The 16,689-nt window shown below is 50.4% G+C and carries 16 protein-coding genes; 3 read left to right on the top strand and 13 right to left on the bottom strand.

The features are described from left to right. Positions 1–31: 31 nt before the first annotated feature. From trxA to zapA, 5 genes are all read right to left on the bottom strand, one after another. Complete coding sequence (gene trxA / locus FO441_RS05080) at positions 32–346, bottom strand: thioredoxin (RefSeq protein WP_145286681.1); 315 nt, start codon at positions 344–346, stop codon at positions 32–34. 180 nt (positions 347–526) lie between these two features. Further along, positions 527–2,854, bottom strand: coding sequence for an endonuclease MutS2 (locus FO441_RS05085; RefSeq protein WP_145286684.1), 2,328 nt, complete (start codon positions 2,852–2,854; stop codon positions 527–529). A 10-nt stretch (positions 2,855–2,864) separates the two neighbouring features. Then, a complete protein-coding gene (polX, locus tag FO441_RS05090) occupies positions 2,865–4,559 on the bottom strand; it encodes a DNA polymerase/3'-5' exonuclease PolX (protein WP_145286686.1) in 1,695 nt (564 codons plus the stop codon). 28 nt (positions 4,560–4,587) lie between these two features. Then, complete coding sequence (locus FO441_RS05095; protein WP_145286689.1) at positions 4,588–5,121, bottom strand: CvpA family protein; 534 nt, start codon at positions 5,119–5,121, stop codon at positions 4,588–4,590. Positions 5,122–5,125: 4 nt separating this feature from the next. After that, the gene (gene zapA / locus FO441_RS05100) at positions 5,126–5,383 is read right to left on the bottom strand and encodes a cell division protein ZapA (RefSeq protein ID WP_145286692.1); all 258 of its coding nucleotides are present in this window, start codon (positions 5,381–5,383) and stop codon (positions 5,126–5,128) included. On the opposite strand from zapA, the gene rnhC reads away from it, so the two are divergent. Further along, positions 5,303–6,193 (top strand): ribonuclease HIII, encoded by an 891-nt coding sequence (rnhC, locus tag FO441_RS05105; RefSeq protein WP_145286695.1) that lies wholly within the window; start codon positions 5,303–5,305, stop codon positions 6,191–6,193. The genes zapA and rnhC overlap by 81 nt on opposite strands. A 70-nt stretch (positions 6,194–6,263) precedes the next feature. Continuing rightward, entirely contained in the window at positions 6,264–6,728 is a 465-nt protein-coding gene (locus FO441_RS05110) for an S-ribosylhomocysteine lyase (RefSeq protein WP_145286698.1), read from the top strand. A 579-nt stretch (positions 6,729–7,307) separates the two neighbouring features. Here the strand turns inward: FO441_RS05110 and pheT are convergent. From pheT to FO441_RS05130, 4 genes are all read right to left on the bottom strand, one after another. Beyond that, positions 7,308–9,704, bottom strand: coding sequence for a phenylalanine--tRNA ligase subunit beta (gene pheT, locus FO441_RS05115; protein WP_145286700.1), 2,397 nt, complete (start codon positions 9,702–9,704; stop codon positions 7,308–7,310). Continuing rightward, positions 9,691–10,740 carry a phenylalanine--tRNA ligase subunit alpha gene (pheS, locus tag FO441_RS05120; RefSeq protein ID WP_237605045.1) on the bottom strand — a complete coding sequence of 350 codons (1,050 nt, stop codon included), beginning with the start codon at positions 10,738–10,740 and terminating at the stop codon, positions 9,691–9,693. Before pheS ends, pheT begins: the two co-directional genes overlap by 14 nt. Positions 10,741–11,044: 304 nt before the next feature. Next, positions 11,045–11,788: a TrmH family RNA methyltransferase gene (locus FO441_RS05125; protein WP_145286706.1), complete on the bottom strand. Its 744-nt coding sequence runs from the start codon at positions 11,786–11,788 to the stop codon at positions 11,045–11,047. Beyond that, positions 11,782–12,855, bottom strand: a complete 1,074-nt coding sequence (locus tag FO441_RS05130; protein ID WP_145286709.1) for a M42 family metallopeptidase — start codon at positions 12,853–12,855, stop codon at positions 11,782–11,784. Before FO441_RS05130 ends, FO441_RS05125 begins: the two co-directional genes overlap by 7 nt. Positions 12,856–13,008: 153 nt before the next feature. Here FO441_RS05130 and FO441_RS05135 point away from each other — a divergent pair, with 153 nt between their 5' ends. Beyond that, complete coding sequence (locus FO441_RS05135) at positions 13,009–13,284, top strand: hypothetical protein (protein WP_246095009.1); 276 nt, start codon at positions 13,009–13,011, stop codon at positions 13,282–13,284. 49 nt (positions 13,285–13,333) lie between these two features. Here the strand turns inward: FO441_RS05135 and rplT are convergent, their stop codons facing one another. The 4 genes from rplT to thrS form a co-directional block, all read right to left on the bottom strand. After that, positions 13,334–13,693: a 50S ribosomal protein L20 gene (gene rplT / locus FO441_RS05140; RefSeq protein WP_145286714.1), complete on the bottom strand. Its 360-nt coding sequence runs from the start codon at positions 13,691–13,693 to the stop codon at positions 13,334–13,336. 24 nt (positions 13,694–13,717) lie between these two features. Beyond that, positions 13,718–13,918 (bottom strand): 50S ribosomal protein L35, encoded by a 201-nt coding sequence (gene rpmI, locus FO441_RS05145; RefSeq protein WP_145286717.1) that lies wholly within the window; start codon positions 13,916–13,918, stop codon positions 13,718–13,720. A gap of 21 nt (positions 13,919–13,939) precedes the next feature. Continuing rightward, positions 13,940–14,470: a translation initiation factor IF-3 gene (gene infC / locus FO441_RS05150; protein WP_186365466.1), complete on the bottom strand. Its 531-nt coding sequence runs from the start codon at positions 14,468–14,470 to the stop codon at positions 13,940–13,942. 221 nt (positions 14,471–14,691) lie between these two features. Further along, on the bottom strand, positions 14,692–16,620 hold the full coding sequence (thrS, locus tag FO441_RS05155) for a threonine--tRNA ligase (RefSeq protein WP_145286723.1): 1,929 nt from the start codon (positions 16,618–16,620) through the stop codon (positions 14,692–14,694). Positions 16,621–16,689 lie beyond the last annotated feature (69 nt).

Here is a 16,689-nt window from a genome sequence, read left to right on the forward strand (position 1 = left end):
AAAAAGCCGCCCGAAGGCGGCTGTCTTTTAATTATGCGTGCTTTTCAATAAGTGAAACAAGCTGTTCCTTCGGCTGGAAGCCGACAACTTTATCAACAGGCTCGCCGTCTTTGAAGAGGATGAGTGTTGGAATGCTCATTACTTCGTATTCGCTGGCAGTTGCCTGGTTATCATCAACATTCAGTTTGGCGATGTCCGCTTTACCGTCCATATCCTGTGCAACTTCTTCAAGTACAGGAGCAATCATTTTACAAGGTCCGCACCATGGTGCCCAGAAGTCCACCAGTTTAAGTCCGCTTCCAACTTCTTGTTTGAAATTCTGATCATTCACTTCTATTATTGCCATTTGAAATTACCTCCATTGTGTTGATTATGCATCAATTATATCATGCAAGCGTATAAATCCTCAATCTTACTGCCTATGCAAAAAACATCAGGTAGATGATGCCGCCGAGAAACATGGCGGTACCCACCGCAATCAGTACTTTCGCAAGCTTGTACATATCAAAATTATCCATCAGACCACCTACTTCATTTCGACTACAGTGACACCGAAGCCGCCTTCGCTCGGCATGCCGCCTCTGAATGATTTCACTTTAGGGTGTGTCCTCAGGAACTGCTGCACACCCTTCTGCAGCGCGCCCGTCCCCTTGCCATGGATGATCTCCACTTCGTTGTAGTTCGAGAGCATCACCTGGTCGAGGTACTGGTCGAGCTTGCGGAGCGCCTCTTCATAGCGTTCTCCCCTGAGATCGAGCTCCCTTTTGACGGATGTCTTGTTGATCCTTCTCGATACGGTACGTTTCGGCTGCTCCTTCTTGCGCTTCTTCACTTCGTCCATGCCGACCTTCATTTTTATGATACCCATCTGGACGGTGACTGAATCATCCTTAACTTCGAGCACTTCACCCTTCTGTCCATATGACAGGACGTCCACTTCATCTCCCGCAGAGATCTTCTCTTTCTTGGTGGCGCGCTCCTTCTTCCGGATGTCTTCCTGGTAGTAGCTGTCGGTCAGTGCCTTCTTCTGATTGATGAGCTCATGTTCCTGGATGTCGGCACCGAGTTTCTTCATATCCTCAAGTGTGCGGATGACTTCATCGGCACGCGTTTCCGCTTCCTTGATGATGCGGTTGGCATCTACACGCGCTTCCTTGCGGAGCTTTTCTTTGTATGCTTCGTAGTCTGCCACCTGAGTATCGAGACTCGAATGAAGTTTCTCAGCATCCTTCAGAAGCCTTTGTGTTTCTTGTTCATTGTCCTGCGCTTTTCTTGTATGCCGCTCGAGTGCAGTGATCATTTCATTGACATCCTCATTATCTCTGCCGGAGAGGTTGCGTGCGCGTTCGATGACATCTCCATTCAGTCCAAGCTTATTGGAGATCTCAAACGCATTCGACTTGCCGGGTATGCCCATGAGCAGACGGTATGTCGGAGACAGGGTCTCCACATCGAATTCGACACTCGCATTCAAAGTATCTTCTCTCGTATAGCTGAATGACTTCAACTGTGGGTAGTGCGTCGTCGCAACGATTGTTGAACGCTTCGCAAGCAAGTATTCAAGAATACTGATGGCAAGTGCAGCACCCTCTTCCGGGTCTGTCCCGGCACCGAGCTCATCAAGCAGCACAAGGCTGTTTTCATCCGCTTCGTCGAGAATGCCTGTAATGTTTGTCATATGGCTTGAGAAGGTGGACAGCGACTGTTCGATCGACTGCTCGTCCCCAATATCGCTGTAGACCTTCTCGAAAAGACGGAGCCGGCTGCCGTCACGTGCCGGAACCGGAATGCCCGACTGGGCCATCAGTACACTGAGGCCGATCGTCTTGATGGTGACCGTCTTACCGCCTGTATTCGGTCCGGTGATGATGACAGCTCTCGTCTCCGCATCCATCATGATATCGTTTTTCACCACTTCATCCTCTGGGATAAGCGGGTGGAAAGCAGCCGGGAGGTGGATGCCGCCCGTCCTTGCCACTTCTGGTTTTGAGCCTCTGATTCTAGCACCGTACTTCGCCTTCGAGAAGACCATATCCATATGATGCAGTGCATCATCCGTCATCGACAGCTCGGAGCCGACTTCCGCCACCTCAGCCGAAAGCTGGTAGAGGATGCGCTCCACTTCAGTCTGCTCCTCATCGCGCAGTCTCTGGATCTGGTTGGTCATCTGGACGACTGCCATCGGTTCCATGTAGACGGTCTGTCCACTCGATGATATATCATGGACAATGCCGCTGAATTCACCCTGATGCTCCACTTTGACAGGGACGACATACCGGTTGTTGCGCATCGTGATGATACTGTCGGACAGCTTCTTCTGATTGGATCCGCGAATGATGTCATTCAGCCGATCCCGTATTTTCCCTTCTTCCGAACGGATCCTTCTTCTGATTCTGAGCAGATCTTCCGATGCATGGTCGAGCACCTGGCTGTCGTCCACCGTCTCCGTAATCCTTCTGTACAGAAAATGAATATCAGGCAGGCCGTTGATGTAGATCGGCAGGTAGCCAAGTGCGACCTCATCGTCCTCAAAGTCATTGAAGACACCACCGAGCATGTGCTTGCGGTTCAGCATGGATCTGATTTCATTCAGTTCCTGTACTCCGAGCATGCTGCCGATTTCTGCACGTCTGACATGCTGCTTGATATCGGTGATTCCGCCGAGCTCGACCGCCTTGTATCTGAGCATGGTGGACGCATCATCCACTTCGTTGATCATCTGCAGTATTTCATCCAGATCCGTCGACACGATGTCGTGGTCGATCATCTTTCTCGTCTTTCCGCTTTCAGCAAAAGCTGACAGCTGGGCGAGTATCTTATCGAACTCCAATGTATTGATTGTTCTCTGATTCATTTTCAACCCTCTATTTCCCTTTATTGACCCACTCTCTGAAATCTTCCCTTGAGAATGTATTGATCACTTGATTCTTCTCGATCAGACCCTTCTGCAATGTTGCTGTACCATACTCCATGAATTCAAGATGCCGTGTATGGTGGGCGTCCGTATTGACTGTCAGCATCAGCCCTGAATTCCTGATGACGGATGAAGACAGGTCGAGACGCCTTGGATTGGCGTTCACTTCCATGACTGTATTCGTGTCTTTTGCCATCTGGATCAGCTTTTCGAAGTCTACCGCATAACCCGCTCTACCACCAATCAATCTGCCTGTCGGATGGGCGATGTGGCGGACATATGGGTTGTTGCATGCCGATTCGAGGCGGTGCATGATCTCATCCTCCGTCTGCTGGAAACTCGAATGGATGGCAGCGATGACGTAGTCCAGTTCCTTCAGCATATCATCGGAAAAGTCCAGTGTGCCATCCTTCAGAATATCCATTTCCGTCCCTGAATATATGTCTATTTCAGGATATTCCGGTCTCAGTTTCCTGATCTCTTCAATCTGCTGCCAGAGGCGGTCCTCATCAAGACCATTGGCTACACGCAGACTTTTCGAGTGGTCTGTAATGACCATGTATTCATACCCTTTGGCAACGCAGGCTTCGATCATTTCGCGCACTGAATACGCACCATCACTGTATACCGTGTGCATGTGCAGATCGCCCCTTATGTCATCCAGTGTGATGATATCGGAAACATCGATATCCGTCTCTTCCCCGGTCTCCCGCATGGCAGGTGCAATATAGGGCAGGTCGAAGTGGGAGAAGAAGTCCGCTTCCGACTCGAATGTCAGAAGATCATCCCCTTTTTCCACACCATACTCACTGATCTTTTCACCTCTTGATTTGGCAATCTGGCGCATCTTTACGTTATGTTCCTTCGAACCGGTGAAGTGATGCAGTGTCGTGTGATACGCTTCAGGTGTGACAAAGCGCATGTCGACACCGATCTGATCCAAATCATGTTCGACGACGACGGACAGCTTGCGCTCACCCTTCGCCACGACATCCTGGACAAACGGCAGATTGATGAAGGTTTCCGCCACGTCGGCTGCATTATCGGTCTGGACGATGAAGTCGAGATCCTTGCTCATCTCCTTGTAGCGCCTTGCGCTGCCGGCGATATTGTATCTGTCGACGCTCCTGATCTCGTCCAGTGCCGCTTCGATGATGCTTCTGAAGCTTTGGATCTTCTCGATCGGGTACTTTTCTGGACGGGTGAGAAGCTCATCGATCGCCTTGGCGATATTTTCCTCGGTCTTCTTGCCGAATCCGCTCAGTTCGCTCACCCTCCCCGCCTCACATTCCGCCTTCAGTCCCTCCAGCGTGACGACACCGAGTTCCTTATGCAGCTTCGCAATCTTTTTCGGGCCGAGTGTCGGCAGCTTGAGCATCTGGATAAGCGATACAGGTACAGATTCCTTCAGTTCGTCGAGCACCGATGATCGGCCGTTCTCCACATACTCGCTGATCACATCATTGACGCCCTTGCCGATTCCCTTGATTTCCGAGAAATCGTCGATTTCAGACAGCGATCTCGGGTCGCGTTCGATGGCGCCGGCGGCCTTGCGGTAGGCAGATACCTTGAATGGATTTTCAAGCGAAAGCTCCATATATGTTGCGATTGTCTCGAGCAGATTGATAATATCTTTTTTTGTCATATTGACCTCCAAAAAAAGAGCCATATCTCTATGACCCCGTTTTTAACCATTCTATGAATTTATCGGAAATGATGAAAGTATTGTCCATCAGGAAGCGTGCAAGTCCTGAATTTTCGAGAGTTGTCTGCACGTTCTCGAGCGGCAGTACGGTTGCCATGAAGAGAATGACGACCAGTATATAGATCATCTCTATCAGACCAAGTGCTGTTCCAAGTATGTCGCCTGTACGTCCGAATGCATCGACCTGCTGAAGATAGTCGAAAGCACTGACAATCAGCTGGATGACAATCTTGGCAACGACGAAGATCATGAAGAATGCCACCATCTTGTAGAAGCCGAGTTCCGCGTTGTCTATTTCCGGCAGGAGCGGATTTGAAACCGTCTGCGCCGTCGATGGGTAAGGCATGATCATATCGAAACGGGAGGCAAGTCTTTCGTAGTTCAAGGCAGAGATGATGATGGCCGAAATCGTACCGATCAGATGAAGGAGCTGCAGTATGATGCCCCGACGGTATCCGATGACCATTCCTATGATGAGCAGGATCAATATCAGCAGTGTCATGATATCAGTTTCCCTGCTGGTCCATTTCTTCCAGCAGCGCTTCGTGCTTCTCAGCCAGCTTTACGTATTCATCCATGACGTTCACTGCTGTAAGCACTGCTTTCCTTGTGGTATCAAGCCCTGCATTCTTCATACCTATTTCCCTGATCTTATTATCTACAAGTCCTGCAACATACCGTATATGCTCAGGGTTGTCTTCTCCAACCAGCGTGTACTGCTGGTCATTTATTACGACAGCAATGCGGTTTTTATATTGTGCCATCTGACATTGCCTCCCTATCCAAAGTTTCAGCTCTTATATGTTATCATTAATTTATTATACTTATCCACTACTGGTTACACAAGTATATGCATACGAAAAAACACAAAGGAACGAGTAATTATGAATTATGATATGTTGAATACAATCGGCAGCGACGAGGCTGGCGTCGGTGACTATTTCGGCCCGATGACAGTATGCGCTGCCCACGTACCGAAAGACAAAGTGGCCCTGCTGCGTGAACTCGGCGTAAAGGATTCGAAGAACCTCTCGAACGGCACCGTCGATCGTCTGGCTCGGGACATCATCCATATTGTGCCCTACTCCCTCGTCGTACTGGACAATCCTTCCTACAATAGGAAGATCGATGAAGGCTGGAACATCGTCAAGCTCAAGGCGGTGCTGCATGACCACTGCATCAGAAATGTCTATGAAAAGCTTGAGGCCGATGACCAGAAAGCTGTCGAAGCCATTGTCATCGACCAGTTCACAACAGAGAACGCCTACCAGAAATATGTACCGGAACCCTTTCGGCTGGATCTGATCCACCAGGAAACGAAGGCGGAGTCGAAATCCATCGCTGTCGCCTGTGCCAGCATTCTGGCCCGGAGCAAGTACCTTGAGCAGATGGACAATCTCAATCAGCACCTGAAGACCGAAGTACCGAGAGGTGCCAGCAAAAAGACGGACCAGTTTGCGGCACGCCTTGCCGACAGGCATGGCATGGACTACGTTGATAACCTGACGAAAAAACATTTCAAATCCAGACAGAAAGTCATGGACCTGGTTGATCAAAAAAAGAACAACAGATAGAATTACTATTGAGATAGTAGGAATTATCCTTTAGTATTACATTAACCACAAAGCAAAAGGAGAATACGCAATGCCAAAGATGAATGTTGAAAGCTTCAACCTGGACCACACGAAAGTCGATGCGCCCTATATCCGCCTCGCCGGAAAGAGTAAAGGCGAGCATGGGGATGTCATCTATAAATACGACATCCGCTTCTGCCAGCCGAACAAGGAGCATATGGAAATGCCGGGTCTGCACTCCCTCGAGCATCTGATGGCCGAAAATATCAGAAACCACCACGATAAGGTCGTCGACCTCAGCCCGATGGGCTGCCAGACGGGATTCTATCTGTCTGTGCTGAACGATGATGACTACGACCATATCAGCAGTGTCGTCGAAAGCACGCTGAACGATGTGCTCGAAGCTCGGGAAGTGCCTGCCTGCAACGAAGTGCAGTGCGGCTGGGCGGCGAGCCATAGTCTCGAAGGCGCCAAGGAGATTGCTCGGAAAATGCTATCCGGAAAGGACAGCTGGGATATCGTATTTGCCGAATAGCCAAAAGAAAAGGCGATCACAATTTGATCGCCTCAGACTGTAGACATAGTCATTGTAGAATGACATGTCTGCAGTCTTTTTTTAGGGTGGGATCGGGTGTGGTGGGGTGTGGTGATGTCGCCAACTCACCATCGCGGGTGCTGCCATGGCAAGTTGGAGCCCCAATTCACCATCGTGGGCGGCGCCATGGCAAGTTAGAGCGCCAACTCACCATCGTGGGCGCTGCCATGGCGAGTTAGAGCGCCAACCTCATTCCTACTCGCCCACCCCCAAACAAACCTGATGAAACCAGCACAAAAAGCCGCCCCTCCACACACACTGGAACAAATCCAGTCTGCCAGGGGCGGCTTCGTCTCCATTCATAGCTTTTTCAACGGCGTCCAGCATAGTCCGAAACCCTAAACTCCGACCTCGAAACGCCATTGACGATCAGAGAAATAAACCGTCGATGATTTTATAAAGTTTGTGGTCGACTACTGTTTTTTCAAACATCTCATGCCATTCAATTCCACGATATTTCCGATTTTCGCAACTTCTATTTCTACTACCTCAGGCAATCACATTGTGATCGCCTTTTTTCTATCTGATCTGTGCTCCGTTTGCTACTAGTGCTTCCAGTACTGGTGTGTGCTGCTTCTCGATCTCCTCATCCGTCAAGGTGTGCTCCTTATTCAGATAAGTGAGTCTGAGTGCCACGGATTTCTTGCCCGCTTCCATGTTATCCCCTTCATAGACGTCAAAGACGAATACGTCCACAAGATGCTTCCCAGCTGCTGTTTCGACAGTACGCACGAGTGTGTCGGCAGCAACCGTCCGATCCACAACAAGCGCAATATCCCGTGTGATGGATGGATATCTGGAAAGCTGGTCATAGAAGATGTTGCCCTGCTTCACCGACAGCAGGCGATCGAGATCAATCTCGAATACCGCTGTCCGATCGAGATCATTCTGCTGGGCATATTTCGGGTGCAGTTCCCCGATGGTTCCGATGCGCTCATTATCAAGCAGCACATCTGCTGTTCTGCCAGGATGCATCGTATCGAATCTTGATGACTGCTCATATCGGATGCTGTCCCCAAGACCAAGCTTGGCGAACACACTTTCAACAATGCCTTTGGCTGCAAAGAAATCTGCCGGCACTTTTGTGCCGAGCCAGTCGGTGCGGTTCATTTCACCCGTGATGACACCTGCAAGCATTTCCCGTTCTTCAGGGAGGACACCAGTCCCATTCGACTGGAATATACGGCCGATCTCATAGAACTGGACATCCTTCTGCTGGCGATTTCTATTGTAGACCACATTATCGACAAGATGCGGAATCATGCTTTTTCTGAGCACCGCATGGTCTTCACTCATCGGCATCAGCAGTTCGACTGTACCTTCCAGTTCATTGAACTGCTCCGCTTTCTCGCGGCTTGTCAGCGCATAGTTGATGGCCTGGGAAAGGCCGAGCGACTCGAGCTGATGGCGGATGGTGCGTGTCTTCTTCTGTTCATCCGTCAGTTTGCCTGATGTGGTGCTGGTATCGGGCATGGACGAAGGCAGTGCATCATAACCGTAGATTCGTGCCACTTCCTCGGTGATATCCTGCTTGATTTTAAGGTCATCCCGACGTGACGGCACCGAGACTTCCAATGCATCGCCATCGACTGCCGTACTCAGACCGAGCTTCGATAGTGTCTCCTGGATTTCTGCAGTTTCAAGCTCCATGCCGAGATGCGAATTGATGAATGCCTTCGTTATATTGATTGTCGTATCTTCGACGTCAAGCTCTCCGGATGATAGGACGGATGATGCTACTGTGCCACCGGCATACTGCGTGAGCAGCAGTGCGGCACGGTCGAGCGCTTTCAGTACAAATTCGTGGGAGACGCCTTTTTCAAATCTTGCTGATGCTTCGCTTCTCAAGTTCAATCGGCCGCTCGTTCTGCGGATCGATACCGGATTGAAGACTGCGGATTCGATGACGACACTGGTCGTCTGATCCGTCACTTCGGAGAATTCGCCACCCATCACACCTGCAAGTGCAATCGGTTCGCTGCCATTGGTAATGACAATGTCTCCACTTTCAAGCTTTCTTTCCCTGCCATCAAGCGTCGTCATCTTTTCATTTTCATGTGCGTAGCGTGTCACAATTTCATCCGAACCGATCTGGTCACGGTCGAACATATGGAGCGGCTGGCCGAATTCGAGCAGTACATAGTTGGAGATGTCGACGACATTATTGATTGGACGGATACCCGCCTTGATCAGCCGCATCTGCATCCACGTCGGTGAAGGTGCGATTGCGACGCCTGTGACGATACGGGCACCGTAGAATGGTACCGCTTCGGTATCCGCGTTTCTGATTTCAAGCGCGGATGACCCAGTTCCATCCTCCACTGCATGAGCCGGCAGTGCGACTTCCCCGCCGAACAGTGCACGTGTCTCGTATGCCGCGCCAGCCATGCTTAGGGCATCCTTGCGGTTCGGTGTCAGGTCGAACTCCATCACCTGGTCATCAAGCAGCAGTGCTGCCAGTGCATCCTCCCCAGCCATCTTCTCCTCCTGGAACATGAAGATGCCGTTCTGGTATTCGGCAGGGACCTGGTCCTCCTTGATACCAAGCTCTTCAAGCGAGCAGATCATGCCCTCCGATACTTCACCGCGCAGTTTGGCACGCTTGATCTTTATGCCTCCCGGCAGCCTGCCGCCGACTTTGCATACGACAACATAAGAGTCGGCTTTGACATTCGGCGCCCCACAGATGATCTGATGTGTTTCCTCACCTGTATCCACCTGGCAGATTCTCAGGCGATCCGCTTCCGGATGCTGCTCCACCGTCTTTACATATCCGACAACGAGGTTTTTCACTTCGGCGGTGTAGTCGATGATTTCATCCACTTCTATGCCGCCACGCGTAATCTTTTCGGCCAGTTCACTGACCGGTACTTCGTTCGGGATCCATTCATTGAGCCATTCTCTAGATACTTTCATTAGTCGCACCACCATCTTCTGTTGCTTTGAACTGATTGATGAATCTTAAGTCATTCGTGTAGAAATGCCTGATGTCCTCAATACCGTATTTCAGCATTGCGATCCTGTCCGGCCCCATGCCGAAAGCGAATCCCGAGTAGACTTCAGGGTCGAAGCCGGCCATCTCAAGCACGTTCGGATGCACCATGCCGGCACCGAGAATCTCTATCCAGCCGGTGCCCTTGCATACGTTGCATCCTGCACCTTTGCATTTGAAGCAGGAGATGTCCACTTCGACACTCGGCTCAGTGAATGGGAAATAGCTTGGACGCAGGCGGATTTCACGTTCTGCACCAAAGATTTCCCTGGCGAACAGTTCGAGTGTGCCTTTCAGATCACTCATATGGATATCCCGATCGACGACAAGCCCCTCGATCTGTGTGAACTGGTGGCTGTGTGTCGCGTCATCGCTGTCCCGCCGGTATACTTTACCCGGGCAGATTATTTTTACAGGAGCCTCGCCTTCCCGCTGCTCCATCGTACGTGCCTGCACCGGAGACGTATGGGTTCTCATCAGCGTCTCCTCTGAAATATAGAACGTGTCCTGCATGTCACGTGCCGGGTGGGATTTCGGCAGATTGAGCGCCTCGAAATTGTAGTAGTCCGTTTCGACTTCATAGCCTTCCGCAATCTCATATCCAAGACCGAGGAAGAAATCCTCGATATCCTCAACCGTGCGGCTCAATGGGTGCGGGCTGCCGAGGTCGAAAGTTCTGCCCGGCAGTGTCACATCGATCGTATCCTCGCGTAGTCTGGCTTCAAGCGCCGCCTCTTCGAGAACCGCGCTTCTGCTGTCGATCGATTCCGTAATATGCGTACGGACTTCATTGACTTTCGCACCATATTCAGGTCTTTCCTCTTTCGAAAGATCCTTCATGCCCTTCATCAGATCCGTAACCTTGCCCTTTTTGCCCAAATAGGCCACTTTCAGCTGCTGCAGCGCATCCAGGCTGCCGACGTTCGCTATATCATCATCGAATGACTTACGAACATCCATAATTCCTGCTGTATCCATCGTCTCACTCCTCCAATTAAATAAAAAAACTCCGTCCTTATATATCCAAGGACGGAGTTTCCGCGGTACCACCTGATTTTCTGCATAACAAATACAGACACTTCTAGAAAGATAAGGGATCATCCCACTGCTCCATCTGCCAGGTGAACCCTGATCCCATCCGTACGCAGCATTCCAGTCCATGTGCTGCGCTCCCTGTATACGGATTCCTGGACCATTTATGTCCGGCTTCTCTTGAAGCTTGATATTCATCTATAGGATTATTATAAATCAAAGTTCGTAAAAATCAAGCTTTGAAATGATGCATGATGATGCCGCCTGCAATTGCCACATTGAGACTTTCACTCGCCCCCGGCATTTCTATCTTTATCTTTCTATCCACCTGGGCGAGCACTGTGTCGGATACGCCCCTGCCCTCATTGCCGAGAATGACCATCAGTGGATCTCCCGCCGGTGCTTCTTCAAGGGGAACGGCATCTTCAAGGTCGGTCGCAAGAACAGTACCATCAAAATCCTGTACCGCTTCCGCTGCATCCATCGATGTGATATCGATATGGAACGTGCTGCCCTGGGCACTCCGGAGCACCTTGTCACTGAAGGCATCGACTGTATCCAGGGAAAGGATGACGCGGCCGAATCCGAAGGCATCCGCTGTGCGGAGCAGTGTGCCGAGGTTGCCCGGATCCTGGATGCCATCGAGCAGCAGTACCCGCCGACCGTCTGTTTCGGGTGCAGCATAGGAGACCACCGCCATGATGCCGGGAGGCGTCTCAAGCGACGACAGCGTCTTCATCACATTGTCGTTCACTATGAATGTTTCAATCTCCTGGTCATCATACCTCGCATGATCATAGCCATCGAGGAAAACGAGTGCATGGATCTTCTGACCATGCGTCATCGCCTCCTCGACAAGATGTGCCCCTTCAATCAGAAACTGGTCCAACTTCCTGCGGTACTTCTTCGACTGCAGCTTCTTCATTTCCTTGATACGCGGATTATCTTTCGACGTAATATATTTCGGTTCTACCAAATGATCTCTTCCACCTTACTGTCATCGAGTGATCTGACGATCTCCGTTACAAGGCGGACTGCATTGTTGTAGTCTTCCCTGTTCAGAATGGATACGTTCGAGTGCATGTATCTGAGTGGTACCCCGATGGAGATTGAAGGGACCCCTTCATTGGATACATGGAAGGCACCGGAATCCGTACCGCCGCCAGTAATGGCAGACCACTGTACCGGAATATCCTTGTCTGCCGCCAGCTTCTCGACGTGCCTTCTGAAACCGACGTGACCGATGTTGGAACCGTCGAGCAGCAGTACAAGTGGACCGTCGCCCATCTTGCCTGTACCATCCTTCTCGCTCATGCCCGGTGTATCCCAGGAGATGCCGACATCGACCGCGATTGCGAGATCCGGCTTTACTTTGTTCGCTGCAACCTTGGCACCGCGCAGGCCGACCTCTTCCTGTACAGTCGCACCGCTGACGACATTGATATTAATATCCTCGTCTTTGACAGACTCGAGCACTTCAATCGCCAGTGCACAGCCGAATCTGTTATCCCAGGCTTTGGCAAGCAGGTAGTCCTTGTTGGCCATCTCGGTGAAGTCACAATGCGGGGTGATCATGTCGCCGACTTTGACACCTGCGTTCTCTGCTTCTTCTTTTGAAGCCACACCAATATCGATGAACATGTCCTTCATGTCTACCGGCTTCTTGCGTGCTTCAGGGGACAGTACGTGCGGCGGCTTTGAGCCGATGACACCCGTCAGAATGCCTGAATCCGTCACGACGTTCATGCGCTGCGACAGCATGACCTGGTTCCACCATCCACCGATCGGTGTAAAACGGATGAATCCATTGTCATCTATTCTTGTAATCATGAAGCCGATCTCATCGAGGTGGCCACCGATGAGCAGCGTACGTGATCCATTTTTCGCGTTGCGTCTGCCGAATATGCCACCGAGGTTATCCTGCACCAGCTCATCGCTGACCGGCTCAAGGTAGCTCTTCATCACTTTCTTCACATCGTATTCGAAGCCTGAAATGCCATGTGCATCCGTGAGGCTCTTCATCATTTCCAGCTGTCTATCCATAATCAGTCTCCTTGCTTCCATTAAGATACTTCCATTCTATCATAAATTATTTCAGTTTTCGTAATATGGACCATATTGATACACATATCGGAAAGAAGTTGATATCATCATTGTAGATGGGGATATAGAAATACTCTAGGAGGCGTTACGTTGATGAACATAAAGATATCGAAAGTGGAAGAATCCGGCCAGGAAGTGCTTGTAAAAAGCAATACTTATGAAGAAGACGACAAAGCGGTTGCATTATATAACAGGCTGACTGATGAATATGCCGACCAGACACTGCCATTCTTCGATGAAGGTGAGAAGCTGATCCGCCTCGACATTGTGTCCGAGGACGATGCAGCGGATGAAAACAAGGAGCAGAAGGAATGCTACTTCGAGTACTCGGACGCACTGCTTGATGAACTATCCGCACACATCCAGTAAAAATAAAAACCACTTATTCCATCGGAATAAGTGGTTTTTTCATGCGATATTATTTGTTCAGTGCATTTTTAGCCTGAGCAACGATTTCAGCGAATGCTTTTTCGTCTGAAATTGCGATTTCAGAAAGCATTTTTCTGTTGATGTCGATACCAGCAGTTTTCAGTCCGTTCATCAGACGGCTGTAGCTGATGCCGTTCTGGCGAGCGCCTGCATTGATACGCGCGATCCAGAGCTTGCGGAATTCGCGTTTCGTCTGACGACGGTCGCGGTATGCATACTGACCGGATTTGATGACTTGCTGTTTCGCTGTTCTATAGAGTGTGCGTTTTGCACCAAAATATCCTTTTGCCTGCTTCAATACTCTTTTACGTCTTTTACGGGACGTCAAACCATTCTTAACACGTGCCATTTTTGCTCCTCCTTAATCAATCGATTATTTTACATATGATAGTAGTTTTTGGATACGTTTGTGGTCGCCTTTGGAAACCAGTCTTGATTTTCTCAGGTGACGCTTCTGTTTTGTGGATTTGTTTGCGAACAGGTGGGAAGTGAACGCACTGTTGCGTTTGAATTTACCTGTTCCAGTACGCTTGACGCGTTTAGCATAACCTTTGTGAGTTTTCATTTTTGGCATGGGATCCTAACCTCCGGATTATTAGTTTTTGTCGACGATTGGTGCAACCACGAGGAACATTGAGCGACCTTCCATCTTCGGTCTCTGTTCAACAGTGGCGACTTCAGAAAGCTCGCTGGCAAAACGTTCCAATACTTTGCGGCCGATATCCTTGTGCGTGATTGCACGGCCACGGAATCGGATGGAAACTTTCACCTTGTCTTCCTTCGCCAGGAATTTCTTTGCATTTTTCAACTTGGTGTTGAAATCGTGATCTTCGATTGTCGGGGAAAGTCTGATTTCCTTGACGTTGATCACTTTCTGCTTCTTGCGCGCTTCTTTCTCTTTACGCTGCTGCTCGTACTTGTACTTGCCATAGTCCATGATGCGGGCAACCGGCGGCTTCGCGTTCGGAGCCACAAGTACAAGATCCAGTTCTACACGATCTGCCATTTCCTGTGCTTCACGTTTAGGCTTGATGCCGAGTTGGGAACCGTCCTGACCGATCAGGCGTACTTCTTTGGCGCGGATTCTGTCATTGATTAATGTTTGGTCCTTAGCTATCTTTGACACCTCCATAAAGTTTGAAGACGAACAAAAAGGGCGGGCACAATATGCGCCCGCCAACCAGCATCAAGATGCGTGAAACAGAGCATGGCTCTATTTCACGTCATTCTTACTGTACTAACCCGGTCGCTACCACTATGGTGCTTGCGGGTGAGAAGCGGGAGCTTCTTCTTGTCCGTTCTTATCAACTCCTAATATACTACACGCTTTCGGCCAGAATGTCAAGACTATTTCTTAAGTCTGATCTCATCCACGAGCTGCCAGATGAATTCCTCACGGTCGAAGGTGTTCTGATCCTTTTCGCCATACTTTCTGACATTGACCTGGGATTCTTCGATCTCACGATCGCCGATGACGACCTGGTAAGGGACTTTCCGCATCTGTGCTTCACGGATCTTGTACCCCATCTTCTCGTTCCTGTCGTCGATGTTCACACGTATGCCGTGGCTCTTCATCTCATCCTTGAGTGCTCTTGCGTAGTCGTAGTGCAGATCGAGATTGACCGGTATGATCTCCACCTGCTGCGGCGCGAGCCATAGTGGGAAGGCACCTTTGTATTCCTCTGTCAGGAATGCAACAAAGCGCTCCATCGTGGAGACGACACCGCGGTGGATGACGACCGGACGGTGCAGTTCACCGTCACTGCCTGTATACGTCAGGTCGAATCTTTCAGGCAGCAGGAAGTCGAGCTGCACTGTCGACAGCGTCTCCTCCTTGCCGAGTGCCGTCTGTACCTGGACATCCAGCTTCGGACCATAGAATGCCGCTTCGCCTTCCGCTTCTGTATAGTCGAGCGCCATCTCATCGACGGCTTCCTTCAGCATGGATTCCGCCTTGTTCCACATTTCGTCATCATCGAAGTACTTTTCAGTATCCGCTGGATCACGGTAGCTCAGACGGAAGGAGTAGTTCTCGAAACCGAAGTCCGCGTATACATCGATGATCAGCTGGACGACACGCTTGAACTCCTCCTTGATCTGGTCGGGTCTGACGAAGACGTGGGCATCATTCAGGGTCATGCCGCGCACACGCTGCAGGCCGCTCACCGCCCCACTCGCCTCATACCGGTGCATCGTGCCGAGTTCGGCGATACGGATCGGCAGCTCCCGGTAGGAGTGCTTGCTTGATTTGTAGATCATCATATGGTGCGGGCAGTTCATCGGACGGAGCACAAGCTCCTCACCATTCATGTCCATTGTCGGGAACATGTCATCTTGATAATGCTCCCAGTGGCCGCTTGTCTTGTACAGATCGACGTTCGCCATGACAGGTGTATAGACGTGGTCGTAGCCGAGCGCAATCTCCTTGTCGACGATATAGCGTTCGATTTCGCGTCTGATCGTCGCACCATTCGGTAGCCATAGCGGCAGGCCGGCACCGATCAGCTGGTTGTTCTGGAACAGTTCCATATCCTTGCCGATCTTCCTGTGGTCGCGTTCCTTTCTTTCCTCAAGGAGGTTCAAGTACGACTTCAGCTCCTTCTTGTCGAAGAAGGCTGTACCGTATATGCGCTGCAGCATCTTGTTGTCACTGTCACCGCGCCAGTAGGCACCTGCTGTCGACAGCAGTTTGAATGTCTTGATCTTCGAAGTGGACGGCACATGCACGCCGCGGCACAGGTCGGTGAATTCTCCCTGAGAATAGACCGTCACCGACTCGTCTTCAGGAATCGCATCGATCAGCTCAAGCTTGTATGGATCGTTGCTGAAAAGTGCCTTTGCTTCGTCACGTGAGAGCACTTTGCGTTCCACTTCCACGTTCTCTTCTACGATCTGCTTCATTTCCTTCTCTATCTTCTCGAAATCATCGGAAGAAATCTTCTCATCCATATCGAAGTCATAGTAGAACCCTTCCTCGATGACCGGGCCGACACCGAAATTGACGTCGCCGTACAGACGCTTCAGCGCCTGAGCCATAAGGTGGGCAGTGGAGTGGCGCAGTACTTCGAGCCCCTCCTCGTCCTTATTTGTGATCAAGGCGATTTCTGCATCCGCTTCGATCGGTCTTCTGAGGTCGTACATGTCTCCATCCACCTTGGCGGCAAGCGCCGCCTTCCTGAGTCCCGGACTGATGGACTGCGCAATCTCCTCTGCTGTCACTCCGGAATCGAAATTCTTGATATTTCCATCCGGAAAAGTAATCTTCACTTCACTCATATTCTCCACCCTTTCAATCGTATCGATTGTATTTTCAAAATAAAAAACGCCCCTCTATTAGATAGAGGG

Source organism: Salinicoccus cyprini, from assembly GCF_007713705.1.
In the GTDB taxonomy this organism is placed as follows: domain Bacteria; phylum Bacillota; class Bacilli; order Staphylococcales; family Salinicoccaceae; genus Salinicoccus; species Salinicoccus cyprini.